14 protein-coding genes are annotated in these 16077 nt (G+C 59.8%); 10 read left to right on the top strand and 4 right to left on the bottom strand.

The annotated features are described in order from the left end of the window. The first annotated feature begins 211 nt into the window (after nt 1-211). The 7 genes from FGQ61_RS03785 (at nt 212) to FGQ61_RS03755 (ending at nt 6360) form a co-directional block, all read left to right on the top strand. Nucleotides 212-1216 (top strand): LacI family DNA-binding transcriptional regulator, encoded by a 1005-nt coding sequence (locus FGQ61_RS03785; RefSeq protein ID WP_006234826.1) that lies wholly within the window; start codon nt 212-214, stop codon nt 1214-1216. Nucleotides 1217-1431: 215 nt separating this feature from the next. Then, nucleotides 1432-1770 (top strand): PTS lactose/cellobiose transporter subunit IIA, encoded by a 339-nt coding sequence (locus FGQ61_RS03780; protein WP_055252615.1) that lies wholly within the window; start codon nt 1432-1434, stop codon nt 1768-1770. A gap of 258 nt (nt 1771-2028) precedes the next feature. After that, complete coding sequence (locus FGQ61_RS03775; RefSeq protein WP_138374611.1) at nt 2029-3042, top strand: hypothetical protein; 1014 nt, start codon at nt 2029-2031, stop codon at nt 3040-3042. Nucleotides 3043-3350: 308 nt separating this feature from the next. Next, nucleotides 3351-3779 (top strand): galactose-6-phosphate isomerase subunit LacA, encoded by a 429-nt coding sequence (gene lacA, locus FGQ61_RS03770; RefSeq protein ID WP_006234830.1) that lies wholly within the window; start codon nt 3351-3353, stop codon nt 3777-3779. 63 nt (nt 3780-3842) lie between these two features. Beyond that, nucleotides 3843-4367 (top strand): galactose-6-phosphate isomerase subunit LacB, encoded by a 525-nt coding sequence (lacB, locus tag FGQ61_RS03765; protein ID WP_006234831.1) that lies wholly within the window; start codon nt 3843-3845, stop codon nt 4365-4367. 119 nt (nt 4368-4486) lie between these two features. Next, nucleotides 4487-5368: an aldose 1-epimerase family protein gene (locus FGQ61_RS03760; RefSeq protein ID WP_138113291.1), complete on the top strand. Its 882-nt coding sequence runs from the start codon at nt 4487-4489 to the stop codon at nt 5366-5368. 56 nt (nt 5369-5424) lie between these two features. Further along, a complete protein-coding gene (locus FGQ61_RS03755) occupies nt 5425-6360 on the top strand; it encodes a hexose kinase (protein ID WP_117746107.1) in 936 nt (311 codons plus the stop codon). Between the two features lie 343 nt (nt 6361-6703). Here FGQ61_RS03755 and FGQ61_RS03750 read toward each other — a convergent pair whose 3' ends face one another. Further along, on the bottom strand, nt 6704-8332 hold the full coding sequence (locus FGQ61_RS03750; protein ID WP_411160858.1) for a UDP-glucose--hexose-1-phosphate uridylyltransferase: 1629 nt from the start codon (nt 8330-8332) through the stop codon (nt 6704-6706). Next, the gene (locus FGQ61_RS03745) at nt 8323-9528 is read right to left on the bottom strand and encodes a galactokinase (protein WP_138374610.1); all 1206 of its coding nucleotides are present in this window, start codon (nt 9526-9528) and stop codon (nt 8323-8325) included. Before FGQ61_RS03745 ends, FGQ61_RS03750 begins: the two co-directional genes overlap by 10 nt. A 384-nt stretch (nt 9529-9912) precedes the next feature. Between FGQ61_RS03745 and FGQ61_RS03740 the strand changes: the two genes are divergently transcribed. Beyond that, nucleotides 9913-10899 (top strand): LacI family DNA-binding transcriptional regulator, encoded by a 987-nt coding sequence (locus tag FGQ61_RS03740; protein WP_138374625.1) that lies wholly within the window; start codon nt 9913-9915, stop codon nt 10897-10899. A gap of 129 nt (nt 10900-11028) precedes the next feature. After that, nucleotides 11029-12189, top strand: a complete 1161-nt coding sequence (locus tag FGQ61_RS03735; RefSeq protein ID WP_171021497.1) for an FprA family A-type flavoprotein — start codon at nt 11029-11031, stop codon at nt 12187-12189. Nucleotides 12190-12254: 65 nt separating this feature from the next. On the opposite strand, the gene FGQ61_RS03730 is transcribed toward FGQ61_RS03735, so the two are convergent. Beyond that, on the bottom strand, nt 12255-13058 hold the full coding sequence (locus FGQ61_RS03730; RefSeq protein WP_138374608.1) for a DeoR/GlpR family DNA-binding transcription regulator: 804 nt from the start codon (nt 13056-13058) through the stop codon (nt 12255-12257). A gap of 335 nt (nt 13059-13393) precedes the next feature. Between FGQ61_RS03730 and FGQ61_RS03725 the strand changes: the two genes are divergently transcribed. Next, nucleotides 13394-14251, top strand: a complete 858-nt coding sequence (locus FGQ61_RS03725; protein ID WP_138374607.1) for a class II fructose-bisphosphate aldolase — start codon at nt 13394-13396, stop codon at nt 14249-14251. 705 nt (nt 14252-14956) lie between these two features. On the opposite strand, the gene vsr is transcribed toward FGQ61_RS03725, so the two are convergent. Continuing rightward, complete coding sequence (gene vsr / locus FGQ61_RS09690; RefSeq protein ID WP_229025907.1) at nt 14957-15943, bottom strand: DNA mismatch endonuclease Vsr; 987 nt, start codon at nt 15941-15943, stop codon at nt 14957-14959. Between the last annotated feature and the right edge of the window lie 134 nt (nt 15944-16077).

Here is a 16077-nt window from a genome sequence, read left to right as displayed (position 1 = left end):
AACGTTTGAGCCGCCCGGTGGCTCTGTGTTTGCACAATGGCAACGTTAACATTTGGTCGACAAAAGCCGTTTGGGGAAGCAAAAATGTCGGTGAACGGTAGGTTTTGGGTGGTGAGCGTATGGTGGGGGAGGCGTTGGATATACTTGAAGGCGGTAAAAATGACTGCGCAAGGTGCCATCAATGGCATCGTTGACATAGAAAGATCGACCTATGGCCGCTGTTAAAAAATCGGTATCCGTTAAGGATGTGGCGCGTCTCGCGGGCGTCTCGGAGCAGACGGTCTCGCGCACCGTGCACGATTCGCCCAGCGTGCGCCCCGAGACCAAGGAACGCGTGCGTGCCGCCATGCGCGAGCTGGGGTATCGCCCCAATTTTGCCGGTCGATCGCTGCGCCGCGGTAAGTTTAAGACCGTCGGCGTCGCCATGTTCAACATTACCGGCACCGGCAATCTCGACCGTATGGAGGGCTTTGCCGCCGCGGCCGATAAGCACGGCTATGCCATCACCCTCACTAAAGTAGACGGGCATCCGTATACCCTCGAGAGCGCATCGTCGCGCATGAGCGCACTGCCAGTGGACGGTATGGTTGTGATCATGAATCGCATGCCGGCAGACTTTGGCACTTTTGAGCCGCTGCCCGGCATGCAGACGGTGCTCGTTACGATGTTGGAGCACCCGCTCTGTTCAACGGTCGATAACGACCAGTTCGATTGCTCGCGCCAGGTGGTCGAGTACTTGCTGGAGCGGGGGCACAAGACCGTGCACTTTATCTCGTGTCCCGAGCGCTCGCTTTCGGGCATGCGGCGCGAGGAAGGCTGGCGCGAGACATTGCGCGCGCATGGCATTGAGCCACCGCGACTTATCCGTGGCGATTGGACGGCGCAGAGCGGATATGCCGCAGGTCAGGCCCTGGCGGATGATCCGACCTGTACGGCCATTTATGCTTCCAACGACGCCATGGCCTACGGCTGCATTCGCGGGCTCGAGTCGCGCGGAAAGCGCGTGCCCGAGGACGTGAGTGTGGTGGGTGTTGATGACAGCCTGGGCGATATCGTGCCCGACCGTCGCCTGACCACGGTGCGCTTTGACAACAAGCGCGTCGGCATGTGGGCGGTCGACAAGATTGCCGGCGCCGAGGGCGTTGCGCCCGGTGTGGAGCACATGCTGTTTCCGGGCGTGCTCGTCGAGGGCGATACGGTGCGCGATGTACGCTAGGGGCGCAGGTCTGTTTGGGTTGCCGCTAATTGTGTTCGATATTGTTCAGATTGGTTTAAAAACCGTTCACGGGCGAAAAGCGACCGTTCATAGCTCGAAATCACGTTTTGCGCTGTTCTTTTTTGTTTGAATGTTAATGTTTCTGTCATACAGAACGCAGCGCGTATGCCCGGACGCGATGCTCTCCATTGGTTCATATGTGAAAGGAACGCAATATGGCAACCAAAGAAGAAATCTCGATGGTTGGATTCGAGATTGTCGCATACGCAGGTGACGCCCAGACCGATCTGCTTGCAGCGCTCGATGCTGCTCGCGAGGGCGATTTTGAGAAGGCCGAACAGCTGCACAAGGATGCCAGCGATGCACTTATCGGCGCCCACGACACGCAGACCAAGCTGCTTTCGCAGGAGGCCGGCGGTGGCGAGATGGAGATGACCTTCATCATGGCTCACGCTCAGGACACTCTCATGACCACTATGATCCTGGAGAAGCAGGCCCGCTTTACCATCGATGCCTACAAGCGCATCGCCGAGCTCGAGGCCAAGCTCGCCTAACGAGCCCTCACAACCAAGTCCCCTTCCAAAAGCTCTGCCGCTACCCGCGGCAGGGCTTTTTCTGTCCTCCTCCAAGTTGCGGTGAAATAGGGACTGAATAGGGGCCGACGGGCGCAAAACAATCCCTATTCCACCGCAACTCATCCGGAGATAGTCATTGGGGACAGTCTTGGTGCGCTCTGTTCGTCTTCCCGTTCGTTTTTTGCTCGGTGGGTATACTTCCTTTCGCATTAAGCCCCGGACTGAGGAGGTATCCAAATGCCGGATAACGGGTCAATACAAAAAAGAGACGCGCACGAGATGGCTCATGGGCGTCCTGTCCAGATAACCGAGCACACGACGGTAACCGAGCTGCAGCCCAGTCTGTCCGATGTCGTGTGCGCAAACAAAAAGCTGCAGATTGGCTTTATCGTTGCGCTCGTGGTACTGGCGCTGCTGTCGGGCTTTGTAGCTCGTCCGCATTTCGCCGATACCAAGACTTGGGACTCCACCATCGAGGTCATCGATCAAAAGAAGGGCAATGTTTTGGCGCTCACGACCTCGTGCGTCGCCCTATCTGCGGGTATCACTGCGCTGCCGGGCGATACGGGAACGCCGGTTGCCGAGCAGCTCGCGCAGCTTTCGGGTAACTTGGGCATCGTGCTTGCCGTGCTCTACCTCGAGAAATACCTGCTGACCATTTTGTGGTCGGTTGGCCTGGGCATCCTGATCCCGTTTGCGCTGGTGCTCCTTGCGGTGTCGCTCGGCATTCACGGGCGCTGGAGCACGAGCGCCGTCCTGCGCCGCGTGGCGACTCGCGTGCTGGTGGTCGCCACGATCGGCATGGCGTTGGTGCCTGCAAGCGTATGGGTGTCGCAAAAGGTCGACGAAACGTATCGAGTGAGCATCGAAGCGGCCGAGCAAAAGGCGGCCGACGCTGCGGGTACGGCAAATAGTGATAGCTCCAAAGCAAGCAAGAAAAAGACCGAGTCCACAGAGTCCAAGAACGTGCTTGAGCAGCTTGCCGACGGTGCCTCAAGCCTGGTCACGTCGGTAACCAGTGGTGCCAAGCAGATGACCGACGAGATCGTGCAGCAGGTGACCGACCTTATCGAAGGCGTCATCGTGATGATCGTGACCTCGTGCGTGATTCCATTGCTGGTGCTCGCGGCGTTTTTGTGGCTGGGGCACACCCTGCTGGGGATTGATATTTCCGGCCCGGCGAACTATTTGACGGGTCGCTTTCTGAGCGCTCCGTCCAAGCACGCCAAAAAGGGCGGGCAGTCCGAGTAGCTAAAACAGCTGTATATACCGGGGAATACCGCCGAAGGGCGGCCGAGACACGTTCTCGGCCGCCCTTTTGTTTGTTGAATACGTGGCAGGGTGGGCTTTCCCCGATTCCAAACGGTCAGCAATCATCCGCGAACGGTATTTGTTCAAAAAAGAACAAAGACAAACAAATAATTCTTGCAGTTGATGTTCGAATGTGTTCAAATAAACATGAACAGTGAAGAACCGCACATTCAGATGCCCGGACCTGAACGCGATTCAACACTTCCAAACAGAAACTACGCACCTGCGTATCTCTCAAGGAGGATGTCATGAGGGTTGTAATCGCTTCCGATGCCGACGGTATGTCGATGAAGGAGTCCATCAAGGAGATGCTCATCGCCGACGGTCACGAGGTCGTCGACTATTCCGAGACCCCTGCCGCGGACTTTGTCGATTCCGCGACCGCCGTTGCCAAGGACCTGCTGGAGCACAAGGATTCCCAGGGCTTCGCATTCGATAAGTACGGCGTCGGCTCCTATATGGCCGCCGTCAAGATCAAGGGCATGGTCGTCGCCAACATTTCCGACGAGCGTTCCGCTTACATGACCCGCGAGCACAACGGCTCGCGCATGGTCACCATGGGCCCGGGCGTTGTGGGCACCGAGGTCGCCAAGAAGATCGCCCGCGAGTTCCTGCGTGCCCAGTACGCCGGCGGCCGTCACCAGATCCGTGTCGACATGCTCAACAAGATGGCCTAACGAGAGCCACCGAGAACTCGAACTTCTACCTCAACTTGTGAATTCAGACGAAAGGACGTTCTGATGAAGAAGACCATCGCAATCGGTTGCGACCATATCGTTACGGACGAGAAGATCTATCTGGCCGACCGCCTGGAGCAGGCTGGCTACAAGGTGCTCGACTGCGGCACCTACAGCCACACCCGTACGCACTATCCCATCTACGGTAAGGCCGTGGGCGAGGCTGTCGCCAGCGGCAAGGCCGATTTTGGCGTGGCCCTGTGCGGCACCGGCATCGGCATCACCAACGCCGTCAACAAGGTTCCCGGCGCCCGCTGCGCCCTGGTCCGCGATATGACCTCTGCCCTGTATGCCCGTCGCGAGCTCAACGCCAACATCGTGGGCTTTGGCGGCAAGATCACCGGCGAGTTCCTGATGGCCGATATCATGCTTGCCTTCCTGGAGGAGCCCTACGAGAAGACCCCCGAGCACGATGCCCTGATCGCCAAGATCGATGCCTGCAATAAGGCCGATGCCGAGGCTCAGGCTGACCCGCACTTCTTTGACGAGTTCCTCGAGAAGTGGGACCGCGGCGAATACCACGATTAGCGGGTATCCGGCGTAATTAACTAGTCCGTTGACGGCTCGCGTTTCTGTGAGGGGGCGCGAGCCGGTTTTCTATCAGCCCTATTGACTTGGCGGGCTGTCGTAAGAAAGGGAAGGCTCCTATGGAGTTTGTTCTTGATAACGGTTCTGTTCGCGTGGTACTGAGCACGGCTGGCGGATCGTTCACTTCGATTAAAGCCAACGGTCGCGAGTACCTGTGGCAGGGCGATCCTTCGGTCTGGTCGGGCCAGGCACCCATTTGCTTCCCGATCTGCGGCGGCCTTCGTGATGGTCACGCAATGACCATGGGCGGCCGCGAGGTAAAGTTCGCCCGCCACGGCTTTGCGCGCAAACAGGAGTGGAAGCTCGAGGAGCAGAGCGACAACATGGTTGCGCTGAGTCTAAGCTCTGCCGACCATGCCGAGTTGCTCGAGCAGTACCCGTATCCGTTTAAGATCGTTGCTCGTTACACGATCGATGCGGAGAAGGTGGCCGTGTCGTACGAGGTGACCAATGAGGGCACCGAGGACATGCCGTTCTTTGTGGGCGGTCACCCTGGCTTTAAGTGCCCGCTTGACGAGGGCGAGTCCTATGACGACTACGAGCTCCGTTTTGAGCAGCGCGAGGCCGCCGAGCTCTGTACTGCCGTTCCCTCGACGGGCCTGATTGATGTTGAGCATCGCAGCAAGAACCCGATGGTTGGCCATGACCTGCCGCTGACCCACGAACTCTTTGACTTCGCGGAGACCATCTTTGACGTGCTCGAGAGCCGCGTGGTTACGCTGACCAAGAAGACCGAGGACAAGGGCGTGCGACTGACGTTCCCCGATATGCCGTACCTGATTGTGTGGAGCAAGCCCGAGGGTGACTTTGTGGCCGTGGAACCGTGGGGCGGCCTGTCCACCTGCTCCGACGAGGACGATATCCTGGAGCACAAGCGCGGCTGCCTGGTGGCCAAGCCGGGGGAGACCGTTACCCGCGGCTTTGAGATCGAGATCCTTTAACGAGCTATCGTATGTTTGGGGCCGCGCGTGTCGTGCCCCGGAAACAGGAGTTCAATATGATTCTGACCGTTACCATGAACCCGTCGATTGATACGCGCTATCAGCTCGACAAGCTGATCATCGACGATGTAAACCGCGTGACGCCCGAAAAGACCGCTGGCGGCAAGGGCCTTAACGTGAGCCGTGTGCTGCTGCAGTTGGGCGACGATGTGCTCGCGACCGGTCTGCTCGGCGGCCACATGGGTGCCTATATGGCCGAGCTTATGGATGCCGACGGCGTCAAGAACGACTTTGTGCCCATCGCCGGTGAGACGCGCATTTGCCTGAATATTCTGCACGAGGGTAATCAGACCGAGCTTTTGGAGAGCGGCCCGCAGATCGCCCCGGCCGAGCTCGAGGCCTTTACGGCAAAATTCGCCGAGCTTGCAGCAAAGGCGGACGTTGTGACGCTTTCGGGCTCGCTGCCGCGTGGTGTCGATGCCGGCTACTATGCCGAGCTCGTCAAGATTGCCGAGGAGGCGGGCGCCAAGGTGCTGCTCGACACCTCGGGTGCATCGCTGGAGGCCGCGCTGGAGTCCGACGCTAAGCCTGAGCTCGTAAAGCCCAACCTGACCGAGATTAACGGCCTGCTGGGTACGTCCTTTACGACCGATGATGTCGATGCCCTGCGCGAGGCGCTTGCCGCCGATGACCGTTTTGCCGGTATCCCCTGGGTTGTCGTTTCGATGGGCGCTGCCGGTTCGGTGGGCTTCCATGAGGGCCGCGCGTTCCGCGCCAAGACGCCCGCGATTGCGGCTGTGAACGCGACGGGTTCCGGTGACTCGACCATTGCCGGTTTTGCGCATGCCATTGCTGCTGGTGCCGACGACGTCACGGTGCTCAAGACCGCCAATACCTGCGGCAAGCTCAACGCCATGGATCCCAAGACCGGCCACCTGGTCATGGACCGCTGGGACGAGGTCTACAACAGCGTTGTCGTGACTGAACTGTAGGGTTACGCGGTTTTACCAAACCGCGTAACGGCGCGACGCTGCAAACGCCCCTAAGCGGCAATCTGACGTTCAATCGTCGGGCATGACCAAAAGGTCAATGCCCTCCTCTTTCACGTCACCTTGCTCGCTTAGGGGCGTTTTCGCTGTCGTTGCCAAGACACCGGCGTTGCCTTGGTCGCAAATAGTCATTGGGGACGCTCTTTAATGACTAGTCGTTTAAGAACGCCCCTTAAGAATGACCCCAATGACTACACTCAAAAACGGCGCCCGTCGGTGATGTTGCCGGCGGGCGCCGTTGTCTTGAAGACGAAATGATCTGTTTTCCTCCGTCCCCAAGGGACCATTACAGTGAGTCGATAAAGCGCTGTTGGGCGGCGCGGCCGGCTTCGTCCCACTTAAAGACGCCGGCGTTGTCGAGCACGTGGCCAAACACCACGCCGACCTCCTCGTGCAGGATATCGATGGCGTTGTCGGCCGTAAGCTCGTTGGCGCGGCGGGCATAGACATCCTCGGCCCATGCGGCGTGGCTGCGGCATAGATCATCGCCCTCGAGTGCACCGGCAAGGTCGTAGCTGGCATCGGCCTTGGCTGCCAGCAGATGCTCGCGGACAGCGCCAAGCTCGGGAACCAGGCGCGGCGGCAGAATTGCCAGGCCCATGACCTCGATCAGGCCGATGTTCTCCTTTTTAATGTGGTGGTACTCGGCATGCGGGTGGAATACGCCCAGCGGATGCTCGTCGGTCGTGATATTGCAGCGAAGCGCCAGGTAGGCCTCGTAGATTTCGCCGCCGGCGTTGCCGCGGGAGTCGACGCGGCGGATGACGGGCGTTACGGTGTTGTGCGCTACGCCGTCGGCTGTGTGTGCGATAACGCCCACGGACTCGTCGGTCCACTCGCGCCAGGCGAGGATAATCTTCTCGGCAGCATCGAGCAGCTGGGTGCGGTCGTGCGAGCGCAGTCGCAGCACCGAAAGCGGCCACTGCAACACGGTGCCGCTGACCTGGTCAAAGCCGGGCACGCTAAACTGCGAGACCTCGGCGGCATGCATCATGGGGAACTCGTGCGCGCCGCCCTGGAAGTGGTCGTGCGACAGAATCGAGCCGCCCACGATGGGCAGGTCGGCGTTGGAGCCAATAAAGTAGTGCGGGAACAGGTCCACAAAATCGAGCAGGCAGGTCAGCCCCTTGCGGTCGACGTGCATCGGGCGATGCTCGGAGCTCATAGCAATGCAGTGCTCGTTAAAGTATGCGTACGGGCTGTACTGGAAGCCCCAGCGCTCGTCGTTGAGCTGAATGGGGATAACGCGTAGGTTCTGGCGGGCGGGATGGGCGCCGCCGTCGGCTGCGGCGGAGCGTCCGGGATAGCCCTCGTTCTCGATGCACAGCTGGCAGGCGGGATACTTCTCGCCCGTGTTCTTTGCGGCGCCGGCTGCGGCAATGTCGCGCGGGTCCTTCTCGGGCTTCGACAGGTTGATGGTGATCTCCAGGTCGCCCCAGTTGGTGGGGGTGCGCCATTTGATGTTGCGCGCGATGGCGGCACGGCGCACGTAGCCGGCGTCGCAGCACAGACCGTAGAACCAGTCGGTCGCGGCGCGGGGCTCGTTGACGCCCATGCGGCCGTTGAACTCCTCGTTTACAACCGAAGGCCTCGGCATGAGCGCGCCCATGATGCGCATGGCGATGCGGTCGCGGCCCGACACCGTGTCTTCGGCAGCACCGTTGGCAACGGCGGCCTCGGAAAGCGCGGCGAGCGTGCCCTCCAGGTCAAAATCGGGCAGGGTATCGGGGTGCAAGAGCGAAATCTTCTCGGTCTTGAGCGCCCAGGCCATGTTGAGCGCGGGGCCCGTGGCGCCGATGCACTCCAGAATGGTGTTGTAGGCCCAGATGCGGTCGTCCTGTCCGATCATCGATCGGTGGATAGCGTACTCGATCAGGTTCTGCGCAGCCTCGCGCGCGTCGGTCATTACAGCCATGCCGCGTAAGCCCCCTTGTCAGAGATAGCGTAGTGACGGGCAGAGCCCTCGCCCAGCCAGCTGTTCATCTTGGTGATAAAGGTGTCGACCAGATCGAGTGGCACAAAGGCCTGGATGGTGCCACCAAAGCCGCCGCCGTGGATACGGACGGCGCCGCGGCCGTCGAGCACGTGCTCGGCCAGTGCCAGGGCATACATCGAGGGCTGCTCGGAGCCCAGCTTGGCAACGACATTCTGCAGGTACATGGCAGAGCTGGCGCCGGACTCGCGTGTCAGGACCAGGAACTGGTCGATGTCGCCGGCGTTCAGGGCTGCCCAGCGCTTGTCGACCAGGCCGTTCTCGTACCAGTAGTGAACGGCGCGCAGGCAGGCACGGTCGCCCAGCTTAGCACGCAGCTCGGGGAGCTTGGCGTCAAAATCGGCAACGTTTACCTCGCACAGGCGTGCCTTGCCAAACTCGGCGGCGACGTCTTGCATTTCGCGCGGAACGGCGGCGTAGTCGTCGGTAGCGGCCACGTGGTCGGCGCCGACCTTGACGAGCACGAGCGCGTAGCCGTGATCCTCAAAGTTGAGCTCGAGCTTCTGGGTCTTAGGCTGGGCCTGATCCTCAAAGTCCATGTAGGCGAGGCCGCCCAAGCAAACGGCGGCCTGGTCCATCAGGCCGCAGGGCTTGCCGTAGTAGTTGTTCTCGGTGCGCTGGCTCATCTGGGCGAGTGCGACGGGCTCAATGGCGGGCGCTCCCCAGAGCGTCTCCATGGCACGACCGTATGCCGCCTCGACGGCAGCGGAGCTCGAAAGACCGCCGCCCGAGGGGACGGAGCAGGTGAAGGCGAAGTCGAAGCCCTGGGGCTCAACGCCAAGGGCTGCAATCTCATGGGCCATGCCGCGGACGAGGCTTGCGGACGTGCCCTTCTCGGACTCTTGAATATCCAGCGTGTCGAGCGTGATCTCAAAGGTGGGGTAGCCCTCATCGGCAACGCGGACCTTGTTGGTGTCGGTCGCTACGGCGATGCCGTCAACGGCGACATCGAGCGAGCCGGCGATGACGTGGCCGCCCTCGTGGTCGGTGTGGTTGCCACTGATCTCGGAACGGCCGGGCGCGTGCACATAGAGCACCTGGCGATCGCCGACGGTGCCAAACTCCTCCTCAAACAGCTTGGTGAGCGTGGCGAGTGTCTTTTCGTCGGGGGTGGTCATGGGGGGTCCTTTCCTTGACGCGGGAGAGACTGGTCCGTGTCATTATGAGTACGTTAACAATTTTGAGCACCACAAACCAGACGGTCGCGGTGCCGCACGTTAATGGGTATGTTAACGTACTCATAACACAACGCATATCTATTTTTGAGAATCTGGTAATCGGTAGATTTTCGGCCGTGAACGGTGTGGCTGTATGGACATATGGAGCAAAAGAACCGCCGATAGAAAAAGTAGAGTACGTTAACATGCGTCCGACGATAGCGGGCCTCGGCGCGGGATGTATTTCTGCCCGGGCCGGCATTCACGCTATTCAGATCTCGCAAGAGTGAAGGTGATCCTGTGGCAAGGCGCCCGTCCAACGATACCAGTTCGCGTCCGGTCTCCATGGCCGACGTCGCCCGCGCTGCCGGCGTTTCGCAGCAGACGGTCTCGCGCGTTGCCAACGGCTTGCCCAATGTGAACGAGCAGACGCGCCAGCGCGTACAGGCCGCGATGCAAGAGCTCGGCTTTCGTCCGAGTTATGCCGGTCGCTCGCTGCGCGACGGCCGTTACCATTCGGTCGGCCTGTGCGTCAACGATGTGACCAAGTTCGGCAACCTCTCAATGATCGACGGCATCGCCAGCGCTGCTCGCGAGCATAATTGCGCCATCACGCTGGTCGAGATGTCCAAGACCGAAGAGTTTTCGCTTGCCGAGGCCACGCGTCGTATGGCCGCATTGCCGGTGGACGGCATCATCATCGGTATGAGTCGCATGGCGCCCGATTTTGAGACGTTTGATCCACTGCCGGGCATTGGCACGGTCATCGTTACCATGTACGCGCACCCGCAGGTGACCACGGTCGATTCCGACCATTACGGCTGCTCGCTATTGCTTATGGATCACCTGTTTGAGCTAGGGCACGAGCAGATTCGCTATATTGGCGGCCCGTCATTCTCGGTCGACGAGCAATTTCGTCGCGCCGGTTGGCAGGATGCACTCGAGCGTAAACACATCGAGCCGGCAGAGCCGCTCGAGGGCGACTGGTCTGCCAACAGCGGCTACGAGGCCGGCAGGTACCTGGCCGAGCACGATCGCACCATGACGGCGATTTACGCGGCAAACGACCAGATGGCAAATGGCGCGATTGCAGCGCTGCGCGATAGCGGTCTGCGCGTGCCCGAGGACGTGAGCGTGGTGGGCGTCGACGATTCGCTCGATGATTTTGTGGCACACAACGAGCTCACGACCGTTCGATTCGATTTGCATCAGCGTGGACGCGAGGTGTTCGAGCACGCGGTTCCCAAGGCGGGGGCAACGGACAAAACCGTTGCCATTCGTATTCCCGGCCAGCTTATCGTTCGACATACCACGGCAGCTCCGCGCACATAGTTTTTGCAGGTCAATGGCGATATATTCCGCCTCAATAACAATCGATAAGGATGCTGGCAGATAGCCGTGGCTATGAAGGCGAGTGTTATGATAGACGGGTTCTTTTGTCTATCTAGGAGGCTTTGCCTGATGGAGATCACCAAGGATATCCGCTACATCGGTGTCGACGATCACGACATTGACCTGTTCGAGGGCCAGTACGACGTGTCCGAGAACGGCATGGCATACAACAGCTATGTTATCTTGGGCGATAAAATCGCTGTCGCCGATTCGGTTGACGCTGGCTTTGTTGACGAGTGGCTCGGCAACCTCGAGGCCGTGCTCGATGGCCGTACGCCCGACTACCTGGTTGTCCATCACATGGAGCCCGATCACTCCGCCGGTATCGCCGCCTTTATGGAGCGCTATCCCCAGGCACAGATTGTGGCCAGCATGGGCGCCTTCCGCATGATGGTCAACTACTTTGGCACCGACTACCCCGAGCGCAAGATGGTCGTCAAAGAGGGCGACGTGCTCGACCTGGGTGGCCACAGCCTGACCTTTATCGGCGCCCCCAACGTGCACTGGCCCGAGGTACTGTTCTCTTACGAGGCAACCGACAAGGTGCTCTTTAGCGCCGACGGCTTTGGCAAGTTCGGCGCCAACGACATCGAGGACCCCGAGGGGTGGGCTTGCGAAGCTCGCCGCTACTACTTTGGCATCGTCGGTAAGTTCGGCAAGTTCGTGCAGGCCGTGCTCAAGAAGGCCGCCGACCTGGACATTCAGATCATCTGTCCGCTCCACGGCCCCGTGCTGACCGAGAACCTGGGCTACTACCTCGACACCTATAACACCTGGTCGAGCTATCAGCCCGAGGACGAGGGCATCACGATCGCCTATGCGAGCGTGTATGGCCATCTGAAGGCTGCCGTCGAGGAGCTCGCCGCAGCGCTTGAGGCTCGCGGCCAGAAGGTCTCCGTCTTTGACCTGGCTCGCGACGACATGGCCGAGGCCGTTGAGGATGCGTTCCGCTACGACCGTCTGGTGCTCGCTTCCATCACCTATCAGGGTGAGATCTTCCCGTTCATGAGCACCTTTATCCATACGCTTGCCGAGCACGCCTATCAGAACCGTACGGTGGCACTCGTCGAGGCCGGCTCCTGGGCGCCCACCGCTGCCAAGGTTATGGCCAAGGAGCTCGAGGGCATGAAGGACATCACCCTGGCGCAGAACAAGGTGACCGTGCTGGGCTCGCTCAACGACGCCTCGCGCGCTCAGATCGAGGTCCTCGCCGACGAGCTTTCCAAGTAGCGACACGTTTACTTTTGACGCTCAACCACCACAAAGGGGACAGGCACCTTTGTGGTGGTTTTTATTTAGTTGGCGGCGATGATGAGTGCTGGACGTGCGCCGTCGGCGGTCTTGGCGATTGAGGTGGCGACGGCGCCTTCGGGGTCTCGGTCCATCACGATGGCGTCGACATCGGTCAGCTCGGCAAAACGGTACATGCCGCGTCCGTTGACCTTACTGGCGTCCATGAGGGCGACGCTTTGATGGGCTGCGGCGATCATAGCCGTTTTGGTCTCGGCCATCTGCGGAAAGTCGGTCGTAAAGCCGCAGCCGGGAACAAAAGCGCCAGGGCACATGACGGCCAGATCGGCATGGACCATTTGGAGCGCCTGCATGGTAAGTGGACCGTACAGATAACGATGGCCTTTGCGCAGCGCCCCGCCCAGCATGACGACATCGACCGAGGGCATGCTCTCGTCGATATAATCGGCGATGGTAATGTCGGCCGTGATAACGGTGATGCCGTTGCGCTGATCGAGGAGCCGGACGAACTCGAGCGCCGTGGTGCCCGAGTCAACGAGCAGCGTGTCGCCGTCATTGACGAGCTCGATGGCGCTTTGCGCGATGGCCTGCTTGGCGGCGACGTTGACATTGATGCGGCGATCCTGCGTGGAGACGGTCAGGCGTTTGTGGAGCGATACGGCGCCGCCATGCGTGCGGCGCAGCTTGCCAGACTCGGCGAGTGCGTTCAGGTCGGCGCGAGCGGTGACAGAGGACACGCCAAAGGTTTGGGCAATTTCTGCTACCTGCACCGAGGCGTTGTGCTCGAGCATTTCCATGATGGCGGCACGACGCTCATCGGCGAAAGCGCGGTTTGTTGCGTGGGTCATTGCTGCTCCATCCTGAACCGAAATTTGCAGGAATTATGTTGAAACTATTTTCGTTCATTTTCTTTTTTAGTAAGAAAACGCCTTTCGATTACTTATCTTTTCTATAAAAGAAAGACGCTGAACGCCCAAAATTCAATATCGAACACGCCCGCCCAGCCCCAATTCCTTCCGTTTACTTTTCAAAAACGACTGTATTGACCTGCATGGGCTCAATATCTCGCACATGCAAAGACGCTGAATTTCATACAATGAGCGCAGTAAAACGCAAGGTAAAACGCTTTGCGAACAACTACGCCCGATGTCCAGATGCGGGCGAGGGAGAGGAGCAAACGCTCATGGCACTTGTTACCACCGAAAAGATGCTCAAGGACGCTCAGGCCGGCCATTACGCCGTTGGCGCGTTCAACGTCGAGAACCTCGAGTTTGTTATGGCCGTTCTGGCCGCTGCCGAGGAGACCAAGTCCCCCGTCATCATGCAGACCACCCCGGGCACCATCAAGTCCGCTGGTCTGGACTACTTCTACGGCATGGTCAAGGCTGCTGCCGAGCGCGCTTCCGTGCCCGTCGCTCTGCACCTCGATCACGGCGATGGCTATGACCGCTGCATGCAGGCTTTCCGCACCGGCTATACCTCTGTCATGATCGACGGTTCGCACGAGTCCTTCGAGGACAACATCGCCCTGACCAAGTCCGTCGCCGACGCTGGCCGCGCCATGGGCGTGCCCGTCGAGGCCGAGCTCGGTAAGGTTGGCGGCAAGGAGGACGACGGTCCCGCGGTTGAGGGCGAGAGCCCCTACACCGATCCGGCCGAGGCCAAGGAGTTCGTCGAGCGTACCGGCTGCACCTCGCTGGCTATTGGCGTTGGCACCAGCCACGGTGTGTACACGAGCGATCCGCACATCGAGCAGTCCGTGGTCAAGGCCATCCGCGACGCCGTCGACGTGCCGCTGGTTCTGCACGGCACCTCCGGTGTGCCCGATGAGCAGGTTGCCGAGGCTGTGAAGAACGGCATCTGCAAGGTTAACTACGCCACCGAGCTGCGTCAGGCCTACACCAAGGGCTTCATGGCCTACATGGCCGAGAACCCCGCCTGCTTCGACCCCAAGAAGCCGGCTAAGGAGGGTATGCGTGAGATCACCGAGCTGGTTAAGATCCGCATGACCAACCTCAACTCTGTGGGCAAAGCAGAGTAACAGCAAGGGTACTCCGACTCGCTATATATCCCGGGGAGGGACGAGGGCTTAGTTCCCCAATCGTCCTCGGGCATGCAAAAAGCCTCGCTGCGCACTTCGTGCGGCGAGGCTTTTTGCCCCCTGCGGAAAGATTGGGGAACTAAGCCCTCGTCCCTCCCAGGTTGACCTACTCGAGGTCGTCGCCCTTGTGGCGTTGGGGCGGAAAGGGGTGGGGCGCGAGGGGCGCTTTGTTGATGAGGGGCTAGTATGCCCGGGCTTGGTTGGGGAAGGTTTTGTCTAGGGATGCTTGGAGCTTTTCGAACGATGCTTGCAAGTTGTGGCTCTGGTCGGTTGAGCGTTTGGCTTTTGTGGTGGGGGAGTCGAGGAGGCCGTTTCTCTGTGTCGGGGGGAAGGAGAAAAGGTCTGCATGTTTTAGGGATGGCTGCCGTGCTACGGCATTGGAAGAATGCATGCTTATGCGGCCTCCTCGATGTCCACCAAAAGGTTGCGCATGGGGTGTGCTGCTAGGTCCCGTGCGCTGGCAGTATTATGCCGCGGCTGCTGCAAAGAAGCGCTAAAGAAAGGCTTAACCTGGTTTGGTTTTACGATGAAACTGCAGGTCAGAAGTATCGAGTAACACTCTTGAAAGGTTTTGAGCTTAAGGACTTTCTAAGGTTTGTGGTGCGGATGTGGCTCGCCTGTGCGGGGCGTGTGGATGGCTCGTTCCTAGCGCTGCGGCTCTGCGGTGCGCACCTGCTCGATGACCTTTTCCATCGTGGCGTCGATGCGGTCCTTTTTGAGCTCACATTCCCAGATGGTTATGGGTGTCCAGCCCATTTGAGTGAGTGCTGCCACGGCAGCGCGGTCGCGCTCGACGTTGCGGCGGAACTTTGCCTCCCAAAACTCAACATTGCGCTTGGGCTGACTTGGGTTGCATTTGGGGCAGCGATGCCAAAAGCAGCCGTTGACGAAGATGGCGATCTTGCGCCCGGGAAAGGCGATGTCGGGTTTTCCGGGCACCTTCCATTCCAGACGGTATCCCGTAAGGCCTGCGGCGCGCAGGCGCTGGCGAACGAGCAGCTCAGGTTTGGTGTTCGCACGCTTGTTGCCCTTCATGGACTTTTTTATAGCGGCGCGACGGCGCACGAGCTCACGCTCGTCGGCAGAAAGGTCCGAGGTATCGATGCCGTCCAGCAGGCCGGGCTTGGGGCGCTTTTTGCTACGGCGCTTAGGTGCGCGCTTGGGTTTGGCGGCGGGTTTGTCGGCTGTGTTGGGCGCGGCGTCATCGGCGGAGCTTGCCTCGAGCCGATCTTCCTTCAACTCAATCAGAGCATCGATAAGCCCCTTATCGGCGGGCATCCATTCCACCGTGGCAAGCGAAGTGCGCGGAATCCAGCGGATATCGAGCTGGCGGTCGTGCTTCTGGGGCTCATCGGATTTATCAGCGAGCGAGCAGTAGTAGCACTCCATGGAGAGATGAAAATCGGGGTAGTCATACTCAACGGTATAGAAATCGCGCAGGTTGGTGACTTTTACCTGCAGCTCTTCCATGAGCTCGCGGCGCACGGCGTCCTCGGGCGTCTCGCCGCGCATGAGCTTGCCACCTGGGAACTCCCAAAGTCCCTGCATGTCGCCATAGCCGCGCTGCACGGCCAGTAGCTCGTCGGATCCTTCCTTGCGAATGATCCCAGCGGCAACATGAACAGTCTTCAACAGGAGTCCTCTCTCAACATCAACACGTGACAGGCTAGCTACCCGTACCTTACACAACGGTAAGGCAAGCGTAAGCCATATCGATGGTAGCCGACTCGTCTTCTTGCGACTATAGATGCCGTAGACTAATTGCA

This window comes from Collinsella aerofaciens (assembly GCF_005844325.1).
Classification (GTDB): Bacteria; Actinomycetota; Coriobacteriia; order Coriobacteriales; family Coriobacteriaceae; genus Collinsella; species Collinsella aerofaciens_G.
Note: the sequence above shows the minus strand (reverse complement) of the source record. Positions and strands in the feature narration are given on the sequence as shown.

What these genes read in the sequence shown, in the direction of transcription:
- FGQ61_RS03780 (WP_055252615.1), top strand. Translation starts at nt 1,432, where the DNA reads ATGGCAACCAAAGAAGAAATCTCGATGGTTGGATTCGAGATTGTCGCA.
- FGQ61_RS03760 (WP_138113291.1), top strand. Translation starts at nt 4,487, where the DNA reads ATGGAGTTTGTTCTTGATAACGGTTCTGTTCGCGTGGTACTGAGCACG.
- FGQ61_RS03745 (WP_138374610.1), bottom strand. Translation starts at nt 9,528, where the DNA reads ATGACCACCCCCGACGAAAAGACACTCGCCACGCTCACCAAGCTGTTT.
- FGQ61_RS03740 (WP_138374625.1), top strand. Translation starts at nt 9,913, where the DNA reads ATGGCCGACGTCGCCCGCGCTGCCGGCGTTTCGCAGCAGACGGTCTCG.
- FGQ61_RS03750 (WP_411160858.1), bottom strand. Translation starts at nt 8,332, where the DNA reads ATGGCTGTAATGACCGACGCGCGCGAGGCTGCGCAGAACCTGATCGAG.
- FGQ61_RS03725 (WP_138374607.1), top strand. Translation starts at nt 13,394, where the DNA reads ATGGCACTTGTTACCACCGAAAAGATGCTCAAGGACGCTCAGGCCGGC.
- FGQ61_RS03730 (WP_138374608.1), bottom strand. Translation starts at nt 13,058, where the DNA reads ATGACCCACGCAACAAACCGCGCTTTCGCCGATGAGCGTCGTGCCGCC.
- FGQ61_RS03775 (WP_138374611.1), top strand. Translation starts at nt 2,029, where the DNA reads ATGCCGGATAACGGGTCAATACAAAAAAGAGACGCGCACGAGATGGCT.
- FGQ61_RS03735 (WP_171021497.1), top strand. Translation starts at nt 11,029, where the DNA reads ATGGAGATCACCAAGGATATCCGCTACATCGGTGTCGACGATCACGAC.
- lacB (WP_006234831.1), top strand. Translation starts at nt 3,843, where the DNA reads ATGAAGAAGACCATCGCAATCGGTTGCGACCATATCGTTACGGACGAG.
- FGQ61_RS03755 (WP_117746107.1), top strand. Translation starts at nt 5,425, where the DNA reads ATGATTCTGACCGTTACCATGAACCCGTCGATTGATACGCGCTATCAG.
- lacA (WP_006234830.1), top strand. Translation starts at nt 3,351, where the DNA reads ATGAGGGTTGTAATCGCTTCCGATGCCGACGGTATGTCGATGAAGGAG.
- FGQ61_RS03785 (WP_006234826.1), top strand. Translation starts at nt 212, where the DNA reads ATGGCCGCTGTTAAAAAATCGGTATCCGTTAAGGATGTGGCGCGTCTC.